Annotated in this window: 16 protein-coding genes; 12 read left to right on the top strand and 4 right to left on the bottom strand. The window is 59.5% G+C overall.

Annotated features, from left to right (window positions below; all coding sequences use genetic code 11):
* The first annotated feature begins 23 nt into the window (after nucleotides 1-23).
* Both OHL14_RS01375 and OHL14_RS01370 read left to right on the top strand, forming a co-directional pair.
* Complete coding sequence (locus OHL14_RS01375) at nucleotides 24-605, top strand: hypothetical protein (protein WP_263377514.1); 582 nt, start codon at nucleotides 24-26, stop codon at nucleotides 603-605.
* A 37-nt stretch (nucleotides 606-642) separates the two neighbouring features.
* The gene (locus OHL14_RS01370; protein WP_263377513.1) at nucleotides 643-1,314 is read left to right on the top strand and encodes a hypothetical protein; all 672 of its coding nucleotides are present in this window, start codon (nucleotides 643-645) and stop codon (nucleotides 1,312-1,314) included.
* A 9-nt stretch (nucleotides 1,315-1,323) separates the two neighbouring features.
* Here OHL14_RS01370 and rsmD read toward each other — a convergent pair whose 3' ends face one another.
* Nucleotides 1,324-1,887, bottom strand: coding sequence for a 16S rRNA (guanine(966)-N(2))-methyltransferase RsmD (gene rsmD / locus OHL14_RS01365; protein ID WP_263377512.1), 564 nt, complete (start codon nucleotides 1,885-1,887; stop codon nucleotides 1,324-1,326).
* A 62-nt stretch (nucleotides 1,888-1,949) separates the two neighbouring features.
* Between rsmD and OHL14_RS01360 the strand changes: the two genes are divergently transcribed.
* Together OHL14_RS01360 and rsmI are read left to right on the top strand one after the other, a co-directional pair.
* Entirely contained in the window at nucleotides 1,950-3,074 is a 1,125-nt protein-coding gene (locus OHL14_RS01360) for a CBS domain-containing protein (protein WP_263377511.1), read from the top strand.
* A 7-nt stretch (nucleotides 3,075-3,081) separates the two neighbouring features.
* Nucleotides 3,082-3,969, top strand: coding sequence for a 16S rRNA (cytidine(1402)-2'-O)-methyltransferase (gene rsmI, locus OHL14_RS01355; RefSeq protein ID WP_263377510.1), 888 nt, complete (start codon nucleotides 3,082-3,084; stop codon nucleotides 3,967-3,969).
* 7 nt (nucleotides 3,970-3,976) lie between these two features.
* Here the strand turns inward: rsmI and OHL14_RS01350 are convergent, their stop codons facing one another.
* Nucleotides 3,977-4,396 carry a hypothetical protein gene (locus tag OHL14_RS01350; RefSeq protein WP_263377509.1) on the bottom strand — a complete coding sequence of 140 codons (420 nt, stop codon included), beginning with the start codon at nucleotides 4,394-4,396 and terminating at the stop codon, nucleotides 3,977-3,979.
* A gap of 142 nt (nucleotides 4,397-4,538) precedes the next feature.
* Between OHL14_RS01350 and OHL14_RS01345 the strand changes: the two genes are divergently transcribed.
* From OHL14_RS01345 to OHL14_RS01325, 5 genes are all read left to right on the top strand, one after another.
* Nucleotides 4,539-5,003 carry a DinB family protein gene (locus tag OHL14_RS01345; RefSeq protein ID WP_263377508.1) on the top strand — a complete coding sequence of 155 codons (465 nt, stop codon included), beginning with the start codon at nucleotides 4,539-4,541 and terminating at the stop codon, nucleotides 5,001-5,003.
* 25 nt (nucleotides 5,004-5,028) lie between these two features.
* On the top strand, nucleotides 5,029-6,036 hold the full coding sequence (locus tag OHL14_RS01340; RefSeq protein WP_263377507.1) for a PLP-dependent cysteine synthase family protein: 1,008 nt from the start codon (nucleotides 5,029-5,031) through the stop codon (nucleotides 6,034-6,036).
* On the top strand, nucleotides 6,036-6,482 hold the full coding sequence (locus OHL14_RS01335) for a M67 family metallopeptidase (RefSeq protein WP_263377506.1): 447 nt from the start codon (nucleotides 6,036-6,038) through the stop codon (nucleotides 6,480-6,482). Before OHL14_RS01340 ends, OHL14_RS01335 begins: the two co-directional genes overlap by 1 nt.
* Before the next feature lie 346 nt (nucleotides 6,483-6,828).
* Nucleotides 6,829-10,650: a TonB-dependent receptor gene (locus tag OHL14_RS01330; RefSeq protein ID WP_263377505.1), complete on the top strand. Its 3,822-nt coding sequence runs from the start codon at nucleotides 6,829-6,831 to the stop codon at nucleotides 10,648-10,650.
* Nucleotides 10,651-10,759: 109 nt separating this feature from the next.
* On the top strand, nucleotides 10,760-11,062 hold the full coding sequence (locus tag OHL14_RS01325) for a MoaD/ThiS family protein (RefSeq protein ID WP_263377504.1): 303 nt from the start codon (nucleotides 10,760-10,762) through the stop codon (nucleotides 11,060-11,062).
* Nucleotides 11,063-11,111: 49 nt separating this feature from the next.
* Here the strand turns inward: OHL14_RS01325 and OHL14_RS01320 are convergent, their stop codons facing one another.
* Nucleotides 11,112-12,287 (bottom strand): glycoside hydrolase family 27 protein, encoded by a 1,176-nt coding sequence (locus tag OHL14_RS01320; RefSeq protein WP_263377503.1) that lies wholly within the window; start codon nucleotides 12,285-12,287, stop codon nucleotides 11,112-11,114.
* 145 nt (nucleotides 12,288-12,432) lie between these two features.
* On the opposite strand from OHL14_RS01320, the gene OHL14_RS01315 reads away from it, so the two are divergent.
* The 3 genes from OHL14_RS01315 to OHL14_RS01305 all read left to right on the top strand — a co-directional run bounded on the left by OHL14_RS01315 (nucleotide 12,433) and on the right by OHL14_RS01305 (nucleotide 15,066).
* Nucleotides 12,433-13,278: a hypothetical protein gene (locus tag OHL14_RS01315; RefSeq protein WP_263377502.1), complete on the top strand. Its 846-nt coding sequence runs from the start codon at nucleotides 12,433-12,435 to the stop codon at nucleotides 13,276-13,278.
* Between the two features lie 107 nt (nucleotides 13,279-13,385).
* A complete protein-coding gene (moeB, locus tag OHL14_RS01310; protein WP_263377501.1) occupies nucleotides 13,386-14,609 on the top strand; it encodes a molybdopterin-synthase adenylyltransferase MoeB in 1,224 nt (407 codons plus the stop codon).
* A 70-nt stretch (nucleotides 14,610-14,679) separates the two neighbouring features.
* Nucleotides 14,680-15,066 (top strand): nuclear transport factor 2 family protein, encoded by a 387-nt coding sequence (locus OHL14_RS01305; protein ID WP_263377500.1) that lies wholly within the window; start codon nucleotides 14,680-14,682, stop codon nucleotides 15,064-15,066.
* Nucleotides 15,067-15,150: 84 nt separating this feature from the next.
* Here the strand turns inward: OHL14_RS01305 and OHL14_RS01300 are convergent, their stop codons facing one another.
* Nucleotides 15,151-15,294 carry a DUF3309 family protein gene (locus tag OHL14_RS01300; RefSeq protein ID WP_263377499.1) on the bottom strand — a complete coding sequence of 48 codons (144 nt, stop codon included), beginning with the start codon at nucleotides 15,292-15,294 and terminating at the stop codon, nucleotides 15,151-15,153.
* Between the last annotated feature and the right edge of the window lie 101 nt (nucleotides 15,295-15,395).

Below are 15,395 nucleotides of genomic sequence, written 5' to 3'. Positions count from 1 at the left end.
CACCACCCGCTGAAGGCAGGACCATGGGCTCGAATCAAGACGGCTTTCTCTACAACTGGACAGCGACCACGCTCAGCAAACCTCCGCTCATCGCGCCGGCCCGCCAGTTCACCTACCCCATGCACATCCCTGGCGAAGAGGACGCCATGAAGCGCGGCGCTTTGCTACTCGATGTAAAGCCGATGATCGGCGCCAACTTCCTCGCCACCTGCGCGCTTGGCTTCAAAGACACCACACTGCCTTCCGGCGTCTACGCCTGCCCCCGTCCAGACGATCTACTAGCACTCGCCGGTGGCTATGCCTACCTGGTAGATACCTTGAACCCAAGCCGCTGCCTCCACGTCCCTTTGCAGCCGGTGACTCAACTCTACGCAGCACCCGCAAACGGCCTGCTCTTCCTTGCCGGCTTCCACACCGTCGCCGCGATCGGCGCCAACGGTCTCCGCTGGCAGACCCAGCGGCTCACGTGGGAGGGCGTCACCATCTCTGGCGTGAAGAACGGGCGACTCCACGGCACGGGCTGGAATCTGCCCAGCGACAAAGAAGTCCCCTTCAGCATCGACCTCGAGAGCGGCAAACACGAAGGTGGCGGCTACGTAGTCTAAGCCTATTTCTCGCTCGCTTTTGCTACGCTAGACCACAATGAATCCCACTGAGGTGACCCCGGTGCTTGATGTTCATCCACCCCACGAGCCTGTACACGGCTGGCGCGACTTTCTGCTTCACCTCATCACCATCACCATCGGCCTGTTGATCGCGCTCTCGCTAGAAGGCATTGTCGAATGGCAGCACCATCGGCACCTCGCTCACGACGCAGAGACGGGTCTCCACGCAGAGATCAAGAGCAATGCCGAGGGTCTAGACGGTGTCCTGGACGATCTGCACAAGCGGCAGGCCACGCTCAAGAAAGACGTGAGTATTCTTCAATTCATTGCCAAGACTGGCCAGAATCCCCCGGACAAAACCATGAAGGTCGACTTCCGCGTCGTCACCTTCGACGACGTAAGCTGGAAGACCGCGCAATCCACTGGTGCGCTCTCCTACATACCTTACGATCTAGCCAGAGATTACGCCGGCATCTACGCGCAACAGTCTATCCTCACTGCCAGCGAGGAGCAGGCAGGGCGTGACTCAATGGTCGCCATTGGCCACTTCGTCAATGACCCGGATGACGGATCTCCGCCATCAAAGGAAGATGCGAAGGCTGTCATAGAAAAAATCGAGGTTCTGCAAGGTCAACTCATCCTCGTCGATGCATACATGAAAGGTCTCGACACCCTTTATAAGCAGTTCCTGGCCGCTCACCCGGCCTAGCTTCTTTCTCTATTCTCCAACGGAGTAAAAGCTCAAAGCAGCATCGCCTTGTTCAAGCACACGATACCGCTCCAATGCGCCATATCTGGCCTCAAGCGGCTGCTTCTTCGCGTGCTCAGCCACGATGACTGCGTCATCTGCCAGCAGGATGCTGGCGTTCCGTCCCAGCGTGCTCAGCGTGTGACGATACTCTTCGACTTCTTCGTAGGGAGGGTCGAGGAACACGATCTGGGCCGTCATTCCCTTGGTGAGCAGCTCCTCGAGCAGCCGCTTTACGCCCCGGTTCTCCACAGCGTATCCACTGGATATCTTCAGCATCTGAAGATTCGCCTTGATGGCTGCCAGTGCCGCCGGAGCCTTCTCTGCAAACCAGCAGAACTCCGCTCCGCGACTTAGAGCCTCGACTCCCACAGCTCCCGAGCCCGCATAGAAATCCACAAAGCGCGAGCCTTCCACGCGCGGTCCAAGTACGTTGAACAGCGTCTCCCGCAGCTTATCGCTCGTTGGTCGCGTGGACATGCCCCTGGGGGCCTGCAAAACGCGCGACCGAAACTCTCCCGCAATGACTCTCATCACTCTTGAAGGTATCAGCCTCCGATGCCGGTCTTTGCTCTCTACATCGCTACAATAACCACATGCTTCGTTCTTCTCTGCCAATCGGCAGCTTTCTCGGTGTCGATGTGCGAGTGCATATCTCATTCCCTCTGCTGCTCGTGCTCGCGCTGACGCTCTCGGTCGCCTTCACACACGGCCTCACCCGGGGCTTTGCTCTCTGGCTGGCTCTCTGCTTCGCCGTCCTGGTGCGCGAGGTGGCCCGCGCCACCGCCGCTGCCTATAACGGTCTTCACCTGCGCGCGGTCTTCTTGCTGCCCATCGGCGGCGTCATGGCCTTCAGTTCAGGGGACGTCGCCACGCTGAACGCCGGACGCAACGGAACGCGGTGGGTGACGATCAGCGGTCCCGTCGCCAACTTCATCATGGGCGGCATCATCCTGGTCTTCAGCCTCGCCTTCGATCCCCATGTAACATTCTTCGCGCAGCCATGGATCGACCTGCACCATATTCTGCGCAGCACGTTCTGGACGCAGCTGCTTTTAGGGTTTGTCAGCCTTCTGCCATCCGTGCCCACCCGCCGCATTCTGCGGTCGGGCTCATCCGATGCAGCGCAAGGGACCGCCCAGAAGACCGTTGGCCGCAGGCGCCCGGCCATCAGCCCCGGCTACCTCATCGCAGCGGCGATGATGATCCTCGGCATCGCTTTTCCGGTGATCTATTGGATCTCGGTGCTCGGCCTCTTCGTGCTGCTCTATACGCAGGTCACCGCCCGTCATGCGCAGACAGGTAACGACCACGACGCCATCCTGGTGCGCGAGGTGATGCTGACGGAATACACCCTCCTCTCCAGCTCCGACACCCTGCGTCACGCGCTCGACAACGCCGTACACAGCCTGCATGACATCTTCCCTGTCGTGCGCGGCAACCGGCTGGTCGGCTCCATCGCGCGCCAGACGATCGCCGAGCGCCTGCTGGTCGACGGCGACAGTTACCTGCAAGGCGCGATGAGCCGCAACCTCGCTCTTACCTCGCCGGATGAAAAGCTCACCGAAGCTCTTCGTCGCGCCTCGATTGCAGGTTCCACAGAGTTCATCCCCGTCATTGAAAACGATCGCATGATCGGCATCATCACGCCGCAATCTTTGCCCCGCGCCGTGCAGCAGGTAAAACTCCTGCGTCCGACGCCGCCGCAACAGCAGTCCTAGGTTCCTTATGGTGCCCGAGAACGACACTCCTGACATCCCGCTGGCCCCCGGCCTCTACCTCGTCGCCACGCCCATCGGCAACCTCGAGGACATCACCCTGCGCGCGTTGCGAGTGCTGCGCTCAGTAGATCGGATCGCCTGCGAGGACACCCGCCAGACCGCCAAGCTGCTCTCGCACTTCGGCATCAGCACACCCACCGTCAGCTACCACCTGCACAACGAGCAGTCCCGCTCCAGCGAGCTGATCGAGACCCTCAGAACAGGCGGCCGCATCGCCATCGTCTCTGACGCGGGCATGCCAGGCATCGCTGATCCAGGCGCCACCATCGCCACCGACGCTATCGCGGCCGGCATCACGGTCTACCCCATCCCCGGCGCGAACGCCGCCTTGAGCGCTCTGATCGCCAGTGGCCTGCCCTCCGAAAGCTTCACCTTCCACGGTTTCCTGCCCTCGAAAGAAGGCCAGCGCCGCAGCACACTCGAAGCCCTACGCTCGCGACAAGAGAAAGCGACCCACATCTTCTACGAGACGCCGCATCGCATCCTCGGAGCGCTCGAGGACATCGTCGCCACCTTCGGCCCATTGCAGCGCATCACTCTCGCGCGCGAACTGACGAAGCTTCATGAAGAGTTCCTGCGCGGCACCGCTGCCGAACTCCTGGCCACCTTATCTGCCCGCCCCAGCGTCCGCGGCGAGATGGTCCTCCTGATCGATGGCATCCTCACCACCGAGACCAGCGAAAAGGGCCTGAGCCTCGCAGACGAGGTTCAGGCCCTGATCAAAACTCAAAATCTCTCCGAAAAAGATGCGCTCAAGCAGGTTGCGAAGAACCGCGGCATCGGCAAAAGCGAGGCCTATCGCGAGTTCCAGCGCAGCAGTTTACGCAGACGATAGCGAGCAGTTACTCTCTGCCCTTCACACGGTCATAGAGATAGCTATCGCTGGTGGTGCCCATCGCCTGGTTGTACAGGACCTGTCCGCCCGTAGCCGCCATCAAATCCTCGTCGAACTGGTGGATCGCCCGAAGATGATCTGCCGTGGCAGGTATCTCCAGCTTGCTGGTCTTCAGGAACTTCTGGTAGCCGCGGTCGAGCACATGGGCGATCTCGCCCCCCAGCAGCCATCCGCCCTGAGACATCAGCCGCGCCGGCTTGCCTGCCTCTTTGCTTGGAGCAATTTCTGCCGCGCACTGGCCTTTGCTCACTCGATACGCACCCGCAGAACGGTTTGCACCTTCCGTGGCAGGGCTGACATCGAATCTTTCACTGCCCAGCGCAGCCAGTACCTCATCGAACGTCGGAATCTTCCTGATCTTGGTCATACTGTCTCAAACTCTCTGCCCCGCATGGGGAAAACGTTTCAGGGCATTTGCCCCGTACACTCAGGTTAAACTAACTCCACTGTCGCACATACCGCCGTGCGGCTTCAATCGACCTATAACTCATTAGCGAGGACCCTCCACCATGAGCAGCCAGACGAAAGCACTTAGCCATCGCCTCCTGACCCTCATCGACGCCGCCGGCCCCATATTCGCTCAGGTCGATGAACACGAAAGCTCACAGCCGCTGCTCTCCGGTGGCTGGTCTCGCAAGCAGCTGGTTGGCCACCTGATCGATTCGGCCTCCAACAACCATCAGCGTTTTGTGCGCGCCTCCCTTCAGCCGTCGCTCAACTTCCCCGGCTACGATCAGAACGGCAATGTGCGCACCCAGCACTTTCAGAGCGCCTCGTGGCAGATGCTCACCTCTCTCTGGCACTCCTACAACCAGCTGCTCGCCCATGTGATCGCGCACCTACCCGAGTCCAAGCTCGACACCGCTTGTAAAATCGGTGCGGAAAACCCGGTCACGCTCAAGTCTCTCGCGACGGACTACGTCGATCACCTCTCGCAGCACCTTGAAAAAATGGGCATCACAGCTAAAAGCTAGTGATTCCGCCAAGAGCCAACCAGCCATGACCACAGTGACAGCACAAGCAACACTGCAGCTCGGAACCACCCTCCTCGACCGCATCGGCAACACGCCTCTCGTCCGCCTCGAACGCCTCTCCGCCCACCTGCCGGGTGTGAAGATCTACGGCAAAGCCGAGTGGATGAACCCCGGAGGCAGCGTGAAAGACCGCGCGGCCTCCAACATCGTCAAGTCCGCCATGGCCGCTGGCACTCTCGGCCCCGGCAGCGCGGGCAAAGGCAGCAAGGCCCTGCTCGACGCCACCTCCGGCAACACCGGTATCGCCTACGCGATGCTCGGCGCGGCACTTAGCTTCCCTGTGCAGCTCTGCATGCCCTCAAACGTCTCGGTCGAGCGCAAGCGCATCCTCTCGGCCTACGGTGCCGAAGTGATCTTCACGGACCCCGCCGACGGCTCTGACGGTGCGATCCGCATGGCCCGCCAGGTCGCCGCCGAGCACCCGGAGAAGTTCTTCTACGCCGACCAGTACGGCAACGACAACAACTGGCGCGCCCACTACAACACCACGGGCAACGAGATCTGGCAGCAGACCGAAGGCACCGTCACGCACTTCGTCTCCGCCCTCGGCACCTCCGGCACCTTCATGGGCACCACGCGCCGCCTGCGCGAGCTCAACCCGAACATCAAGTGCATCTCCATGCAGCCGGACTCGCCCTTCAACGGCCTCGAAGGACTTAAGCATATGGCCACGGCCATCGTGCCTCCCATCTACGACGACAAGCTCGCCGACTGGAACATAGACATGGCCACAGAGCGGGCTTACGCCATGGCCAAGTGGCTTGGCCGCAACCAAGGCATCCTCGTGGGTGTCTCTGCCGCCGCCGCCGCAGTTGCCGCGCTTGATGTAGCCGAAGCCGAAGCAGCCGCAGGCCGCGAAGCAACAGTCGTGACCATCCTTTGCGACTCCGCCGACAAGTACCTCAGCGAACGATTCTGGGCCGACCCCATCGCCGCCGACATCACCCTGCACCAGAAGCTCGGAGGCCGCTAGTGTCCCTCACCATCACCCAGGCCCTCTACGACCAGCTCCGCGCCCACGGCGAGGAGACCTACCCCAACGAGTGCTGCGGCATCATGCTCGGTACCGCGGACGAGCAAAACCTCACCGTCTCGCACCTGCTGCGCGCAGGCAACACCCGCACCGACTCGGCACACAACCGATACCACATTGCGCCGCAGGAATTGATCGCCGCGCAGCGCGAAGGCCGCAAGCTAGGTCTCGACATCGTCGGCTTCTACCACTCGCACCCCGACCACCCGGCGCAGTGGTCCCCCACCGACTTCGCCGAAGCCCACTGGTTCGGCTGCGCCTACGTCATCACCTCGGTCGACGGCGACAAAACCACAGGCACCGCCCAGATTACAAACAGCTTCCTCCTGACCGGCACAACCGAAGAGGACAAGGCCTTCGCTACCCAAGCCCTCGAGATCGCCTAAACAGCTAGTTGTGTAATAGCGTACCCACCCTACGAGTACGCCAATCAGATCGAAACATAGAGCTGTCTTTGCCAACTATTTGAGACTGGCAAAGACAGCTCTATGCTTTCTATGCAGAATCTACAAGAATTCACGCTCATTTGCGCAAAAACTATTCTGTTTTCCATAGAGAAAATGCAAAAAGGCATAGCGAAATGCAAAATCATATCGCGTAACCCTTTCATTCTGCGGCATGAGCTATTTTGGCCTGTGAATTGCTCACCCCACTACAAATCTTCATCTGTCGGACACCGACGTATCCATTACTAAAGCTTCTATAACTTATCCACAAACCAGGAGATTCTCGTTGACACGAAAACTCGTAGGCACATGTGTATCTGCAGCTTTATCTGCCACCCTTCTGTTCGCCCCCACCATCCTTACCGCTCAGGAATCAGCGTCGGGAATGACCGGAACGGTAACTGACTCCACCGGTGCCGTCATCAGCGGTGCCAACGTCGTGCTGACAAGCACTGCAACCGGCAAGGTGTACAAGGCCGTCAGTAACAGCTCCGGCTCTTATACGTTTACGAACGTTGCGCCCGGTCCTGGATACAAGGAGACGGTCAGCCACTCCGGCTTTACCACCGTTGAGCTGACGGGGCTTTACCTGAACGTCTCCACAACCCGTACGCAGAATGTGGCTCTACCGGCCGGCTCGGTCGAGACCACCGTCTCAGTCTCCGCCGCCAATCAGGACGTCACCCTGAACACTACGGACGCCACCATCGGCAACAGCGTCCAGGTGCAGGACCTCAATGAACTGCCCGTCAGCTTCCGCGACTCACCGGCTGCCCTCTTCACTACCGAGCCCGGCATGACCCAGGATGGTAACGCGACAGGCGGACGTACCGATCAGAATGGCATCACCCTAGACGGTCTAGACGTTACAGATCAGGCATTCGGTACGTTCGGCATCATCACAGGCAATGCACCGGTCGACTCTGTGCAGGAATTTCGCGGCACAGTCGCCGGTATGACTTCGGGTGACAACGCTGGCGGTGGCGCCCAGTTCAGCCTCGTCACCAAGAGCGGCACCAACAAGTTCCACGGCAACATCAACGAGTACCACCGCGATACCGACCTCGAAGCCAACGAGTGGTTCAACAACTTTGATGGCATCGGACGTTCGCCGCTCATCCGCAACCAGTTTGGCGGCAACTTTGGCGGTCCTGTCACCATCCCGCATCTCTTCAGCGGCAAAGACCGGCTCTTCTTCTTTTTTGACTATAACGGCCGCCGCGATACGGTAGCAGCTCAGGCAGTGCGCACCGTTCCCACTACCTCCTTCCAGAATCAAAACATCACCTACTTCACGAATATCAGCAGCGCCACAAAAGACAGCATCACTGCCGCTCAGGTGGCTGGCTTCGACCCGCAGAATAAGGGTTTCGACCAGGCCCTGCTCAGCGTCACTGGCGCTCGCTACCCCACTCCAAACGATACGACCGTTGGCGATCTGGCGAATACAGCTGGCTACCGCTTCAACTCCCCCACACCGTACAAGGAAAATAACTATGTAGGCCGGTTGGATCTGAAGCTGACGTCGAAGCAGTCGTTCTTCGGCCGCGTCACCTACAACAAGATCAATCATGTTTCTGCCCTTCCCCAGTTCGGGAACGATCCTGAAACGTATCCCGCACTTGACACCAGCCATGCCTGGGTCGTCGGTTGGAACTGGGCCATTGGCTCGAACAAGTCGAACTCGCTCATCTGGGGTGCGACGGTGGCGAATATCAGCAATACCGTCGCCTATGCGCCGACCAGCCCGAATGAATTCTCCTATGACGGTGACCCCACCGGTGGAACCTTCCTGGACAACATCTACGCCAATCCAGGCGGCTCGAAGGAGTACTTCCCCATACCCATCGTTCGTGATGACTTCGCCTGGCAGAAAGGCAAGCACACTCTTTCGATTGGTGGAGACTTTAAGTACCCGTCCCCCCACTACACCACGCTTAGCGATTTCACCGGCTCCAACATCGGCCTCGGTGGTGGCGTACTGGGACTGCCTGCGAACGGTTCCAGCAACTGGAACTTCCGCCCCAACGATCTGGATGTCACTCAGACCAGCGCCACGATCTATGACTCGGCCTTTGTGTACGCGCTCGGTCGCTTTGGCAGCGCCAGTGAAACCTGGAACTACAATAACGCCGCCGCCGTTCAACCTGCGGGCAGCGGTCTCCAGACTACCTTCAAGTACTACACCACCGAGTTCTACTTTTCGGACACCTGGAAGGTCACACCAACCTTCACCCTTACCTACGGCCTGCGTTACCAGAACTTCACGGTGCCTTATGAGATCCATGGCATCGAGTCTGTCCAGAGCGAAAGCTTCAAGGACTTCATGAACGCCCGCATCGCACAGAGCGCAGCTGGCGTCGGAGGTGCGAACTCACTGCCCGGCGGCACGGCCCCTGTCCCGTACATCACCTACGCTCTGGGTGGAAAGAAGAACAACGGACCGAACTACTACGCCCCAGACAACAAGGACTTCGCTCCCCGCGTGGCCTTTGCCTGGACGCCCACCGCAGACCGCAAGCTGGTTATCAATGGCGGCGCCGGTCTGGTCTACGACGAAACCATCATCAACGCGCTGCTACAGGAGCAGGCGAGCTACTCCTACCTGTTCCAGAGCTCGGGTTCGGTCAACTTCGGTCTCCCGGGAACGGCAACGCAATCCTCCGCGTACCTCTCCCTGCTCAACAATCCACGCTTCACTTCACTCTCCAATCCCGCCCCTGGAGGACCCACCGCGCCGGCCATCACCAAGCCCTACGCTCCGTTCATTGGGCCTGGAGACCCCAACTGCAACGGTGTCGCTGGCGGCGCGAGCGGCCCCTGCGGACTCGCGCAAGGCGGCGCATTCAACATTACCGTCGACCGCAACCTGCCAACCCCCTACAACATGATGTTCAACTTCGGCATCGAGCAGCAGTTCAAAGGCGGCTTCATCCTCAAGATGAGCTACGTCAACCGCCTTGGACGCCGCCTTCTGGGTCAGGCGGATGCAGAGCAGTTGATCGATTTCCCGGATAAGGCCTCCGGCCAGATGCTGAGCCAGGCCATGGCGAACCTCACTACATGGTTGCGCCAGCACCCAACCGCTGACCCCACCACAGCTCCAGCACAGCCTTTCTTCGAGAATGTGCTCAATCCCAACGGAACCGGCGTCACGAACACCGGTTACATCGCGGCCAACTTCGCGCCTTACCCGGCACGTGGCGACGTCGCAGATACCGTCGAATTAATGTCTCAGTTCGGCCTGCTGCCCGCTAACGTCGGCATGGCTTCGCAGTTCTCGGAGAACACCTTCTTCACAGACGGCGGCTTCTCCGACTACAATGGCCTGCTCACCACCATCCATAAGAACGCCGGTCACGGACTGCAGTTCGATATCAACTACACCTGGTCCCATTCGATCGACAACGTCTCGCAAAAAGCCAACTCCTACGCTTACGGCGGATACGGCTTCCTCTGCGATATCCTCCGCCCTCGTATCTGCCGCGGGAACTCTGACTTTGACGTGACCAACTACGTCAATGGCACATTCCTCTACCAACTGCCCTTCGGTCGCGGTCGCGACTTTGCCGCCAAGATTCCGTGGTGGGCAAACGAGGCTATCGGAGGTTGGGAGATCAGCGGCGTACCCACCTGGCACACCGGTTTGCCTTATATGGCCAACTCGCTGGCCTTCCTCATGAGCTACTCCAACGAAGACCCCGCCATACTCGTCGGCAACATCGGCGATATGAAAGCCAAGGTCACGAAGCAATCAAGCGGCGTGGTCACGGCGTTCAAAGACAGCTCCAAAGCCTTCAATGACTATGTCGCCCCTGTAGGCTTCCAATTCGGAGCACGCAATAACCTCCGTGGTCCCGGGTTCTTCCTTCTTGACCTCGGTCTTGGAAAAACCTTCACCGTTGTTCCAGACAAGCTCAACCTGAAGTTCCGGGCGGACGCCTTCAACGCTCTCAACCATCCCAACTTCGCGCCACCAAGCTTCCAGAACAACATGAGCCTGGTGGCCAATCCGCAGGAGTTTGGTGCCATTCCGGGTACCATAACTCCTAACGGCGCTGACCAATCGGCCCGCGTTCTGCAAGGGTCTCTTCGTCTGGAGTTCTAACTCAATCCATCCAACCCGCATTACAAAATGGCCCGGCATTTGCCGGGCCATTTTGCGTCAACCACGCGGCTCCGCTCATCCAAAGCTCTGGATCGGAGATAATAGTTCTATGCAGATTCACATTCCCACACCGCTGCGCGCCTTTACCGATAAGCAGGCCACTGTTTCGGTCGAAGCCGCCACCGTTACCGACGCGCTGACCGCGCTGACCACCGCATTCCCCGCCATGCAGCAGCATCTCTTCACGCCGGAAGGCAAGCTGCGCTCCTTCGTCAACGTCTACCTGAACGACGAAGACGTCCGCTACCTGCCCGCAGGCGAGGCAACCGCGACCACCGCGAACGACGAACTCACCATCATCCCTTCTATCGCCGGCGGCAGCGCTTTCTGTTGTCCCTGTTGTTGCCTCTAGGCAAGAGGCGGTCGCCATGCGACCCGCGGCGACCCTCTTAGCCGCATCTCTACTCCGACACAATCAGCAGTATCACCCCATGTCCTGGGAAGCGCTCGTTCAGCACACCTTGAACGGGACGAAGCTCTTTGTTCCCCCAGACGTCGTGGATCTTCGCGCCCTTCGGTACGCCGATCTGCGCCAGGTTCACCGGGATGTCGCGTCCCGAAACCGACACGTTCACCAGCGCAATCGCCAGCCGCTTGCCGCTCAGCGGACGCTCCCACACGCTGAAGTCGCCGAGTTGCAGTGTGCGGTCGCCGCCCTTGCCAAGCGCGTCCTGATCGATCGCGATCACCTCGCGGTTCATCAGGATGCTCTTCGTCACATCCGACATCTTGCTGAGATCATTCCCCGCAATCAGCGGAGCCCCCATCACCGCCCACAGGCTCATATGCGTGCGGTATTCATCCGCGTTCATACCACCGTTGCCGACCTCCAGCATGTCCGGGTCGTTCCAATGCCCCGGCCCGGCATATTTGCCCAGTCCCGCCTGTCCATACGCAATCGTCATCATGCGCTGGTAGGTGTCGTTGATGTCGTCGGTCGTGCGCCACATCGAGCCACCCACGCCCGGCCCGAAGCGCCACGGCTCATCCATCCCATACTGACAAAGGCTATAGACGATCGGCCTGCCCGTGGCCTTCAACGCGTCCCCCATCTTCTTGAACGCGCCGATCATCATCTCGTACTCCGCCATCGGCGACTCAGGATGTGCCTCGCGCAGATCGGCCATCTGGTCCTGCATCGAGCACAAATCATACTTCAAGTAATCGACGCCCCACTCGGCATACATCTTCGCGTCCTGCTCCTCATGCCCCAGGCTCCCTGCATAGCCGCCGCAGGTCTTCGCTCCCGGCGACGAATAGATCCCGAACTTCAGCCCCTTGGAGTGAACATAGTCCCCCAGCGCCTTCATATCAGGAAAGCGCTCGTTCGGATGCAGCACTCCCTGCGAATCGCGCTTGCCCTGCCAGGTGTCATCCATATTCACGTAGATATACCCGGCGTCCTTCATGCCCGTGCTCACCAGCGCATCGGCAGCAGACCGTACATCCGCATCCGTCACATGCTCGGCAAAATGGTTCCAGCTGTTCCAGCCCATCGGCGGCCGTGGCGCAGCCATCTGTCCACCCGCGGAGATACATCCCGCCAATGCAACCAACGTAAGAACATGAACTCGCAAAGCACTCTCCTGGACCTCGATTTAGGCTCCGTCAGAATCTACCATCCAGCCAAAACACTTGCCCAGTCCCTGCTCAGCCGATATGCTGGCGACGAACACGACACCCCGGCCCCCGATGTCCATTCCCTGCCCCAGGAGACATCCCTTGAGCGCTCCGCCAGCCACCTTGCCTGTCACTGCACCTGCGGCCCCAGCAGTAACGGCCCACTCCCTGATGACACAGATCGCCGACTGGGTGAAGCTGGCGGGCCTAGCTTACGCCATCGGCTTCACCGTGATCCTGGTGCATACAGCGCGGCTGAACGGCCCAGTCGTCGATGCCTTTCAGTTCCAGAACATTCTGGCTGGCCTGCCTGTATGGCTGCTGCTCTGCACCGGGCTGTGGCTCTGGCCGCGGCTGGCGGGTTCGGTCACGAAAGAGGCGGTGGCTGGCTTCAAGAACCCCAAGCGCGCCATCGCCATCGCCGCATTCGGCTTCTGTCTGTCCGTGGCCGCCACCTGGGGAGAGCTTCTGCTGTTTCTCCGCGCAAGCGGATCCGCGGGATTTCACGCAACGATGGGCCTCAATCTCATCTTTCTCTGTGGTCTCTTCACCATTCTTTTCGGAAGCGTCGCCGGGCAGGGTCTCTGGAAGTGGCGAGGAGTTCAGACGAAATCGCGAAGATCGTTTACCGCGCTCTTCGTTTTGATGACGGTGTATTCCGGATTCGTCACCCTCGTGCTCTCCTACGCTATATATCTGTATCCGCTGGTGCCGCAGAGCGTCGGCGGCGGCCATCCGGTGCAAGTCCGGCTGTACTACAAGGACTCGTCGTTGTCTCCGCTACTGGGCGGTACGCACATAGCTGGAGAAGAGTCGCAGGCCTCCGATGTCGTCTCGCTCTATTACCGCACCAGCTCGTATCTGCTTATAAGAAGCTCCAAAGCTCCGGCACTGTTGCAGATACCCATGGAGCAGGTACACACCATCGTCTGGCTCGAATCTCACTAAATCAAACCTGACATCCCTCGCATCGCCAGTCACTCTGGAACATCCAATCTGTCCGGATGCAAATCCGCCAACCTTCCGGCTCCGGAAGTTACACTGAAAGATAACTTATGCCAGCCACTCTCGATCATCCCGCAGCCCTCCCCACGCTCTCCAACGAAGAGATTGCCCGTTACTCCCGCCACCTCATCCTGCCCGAAGTCGGCATGGAAGGTCAGCAGAAGCTGAAGGCCGCCAAGGTTCTTTGCGTCGGGACCGGAGGCCTGGGCGCTCCGCTCGCACTGTATCTCACCGCAGCGGGCGTCGGCACCATCGGTCTCGTCGATTTCGATGTCGTCGATGAATCCAACCTGCAGCGCCAGATCATCCACTCGCAGTCCACCGTGGGCAAGCTCAAGGTCGATTCCGCAGAGATCATGCTCAAGGGCCTCAACAAGAACGTGAACGTCGTGAAGCACAACACCATGCTCACTTCAGCCAACGCGCTTGAGATCTTTAAGGAATACGACGTCATCGCCGACGGCACCGACAACTTCCAGACTCGTTACCTCGTCAACGACGCCTGCGTACTCACCGGCAAGCCTAACGCTTACGGCAGCATCTTCCGCTTCGAAGGTCAGGCCAGCGTCTTCGCCACCGAGGAAGGTCCCTGCTATCGCTGCCTCTACCCCGAACCGCCGCCGCCGGGCCTCGTCCCCTCCTGTGCGGAAGGCGGCGTCCTCGGCATCCTCCCCGGCCTCGTCGGCGTCATACAGGCTACCGAAGTCATCAAGCTCATCTTGGGAATCGGAGAACCGTTGATCGGTCGCCTCTTGTTGGTCGACGCTCTCGGCATGAACTTCCGCACCCTCAAGCTGCGTAAGAACCCCGATTGCCCCGTCTGCGGCACGCACGAGATCAAGGAACTCATCGACTACGACCAGTTCTGCGGCATCGCTCCTCCGGCCGCAGTCGGCCCGCTCGAGGTCTCCAGTCACGGTAAAGTCGACGCCTCAGCGAACATCGTCGACGGCATCCCGCAGATGTCAGTCGAAGAGCTAAAGGCACGCCGCGACGCAGGCACACAACCCTTCGTGCTCGATGTCCGCGAGCCGCACGAGTATGCCATCGTCAACCTCGGCGTTCCGCAGATTCCGCTCGGCTCGCTCGAAGCGCGCATCAGCGAGATTCCTGTCGCCAAAGATGCCGAGATCGTTTTACAGTGCAAGTCCGGAGCGCGCAGCCAGAAGGCCTCACTCGCATTGAAGGCGGCAGGCTTTACCAACGTAAAGAACCTCGCCGGAGGCATTACAGCTTGGGCAGACCGGATCGACACGTCCTTGCCGAAGTATTAGTTCGCCGCCTAAACGTCGTCTGCAACCAGCAGGCGGCGTTTAGGCATCTCATCGAAGATTGGGCCCTACATTGCCGACCTCTGAATCCCTTATCCGTACAGCTCGTGAACGTTCGAACCGTGGCATCGCCGAACGCAGCGCGAACATTGTTGCGGAATCGCTCGATACAGACTTTGTCGTTATCGTCGGAGATGGCACGCTGATCCCGACGAGAGATGCCTACCTCGATGCCTATCGGTCTCAATTTGCAGACCCGTCCCGACTCCGCTACGTCCGCACACCTGACATTATTGAGGTCTCGAGCTCACATCCACTCGCTTCGGAGCAAGGCCACTGGACGGCGACACTGCCCGATGGCACCATCTCTTACTCAGGGACCTACTCCGCCATTTGGCGCCGCACGCCGTCAGGCTGGAAACTGCGCTCCGAACTCTTCGTCACCCTTACGCAGGCATAACCGTCTCATTGCTCCGAGTACAAAAGACCGATGGCCACGAAACGTACTCGTTTCGTGGCCATCAGTGCAAGAACGGCAGAGTTGCTAAATAACTTTGAGCAGTAGCAGAACCAGGACGATGATGAGAATGAGGCTGAGGCCGCCGCCGCCGTAGTAACCGAGGCCGGGGCCCATGCGGTATCCGCCAAAGCCAAAAACCAGAATGAGAATAATCAGAAGGATAAGCATTTGTAAGTCCGTCTTTCGTGACGAATTGTGTTCACTATGTCAGGTAGATGGATGCAGGCTTCTTCGTTTTGGTTAGATGAAAGACGCAAGAAAGGCGCGGG

It is taken from the genome of Granulicella paludicola, assembly GCF_025685545.1.
Taxonomy (GTDB): Bacteria; Acidobacteriota; Terriglobia; order Terriglobales; family Acidobacteriaceae; genus Granulicella; species Granulicella paludicola.
The sequence above is the reverse complement of the archived record's forward strand: the minus strand, read 5'-3'. Positions and strand labels throughout refer to the sequence as shown.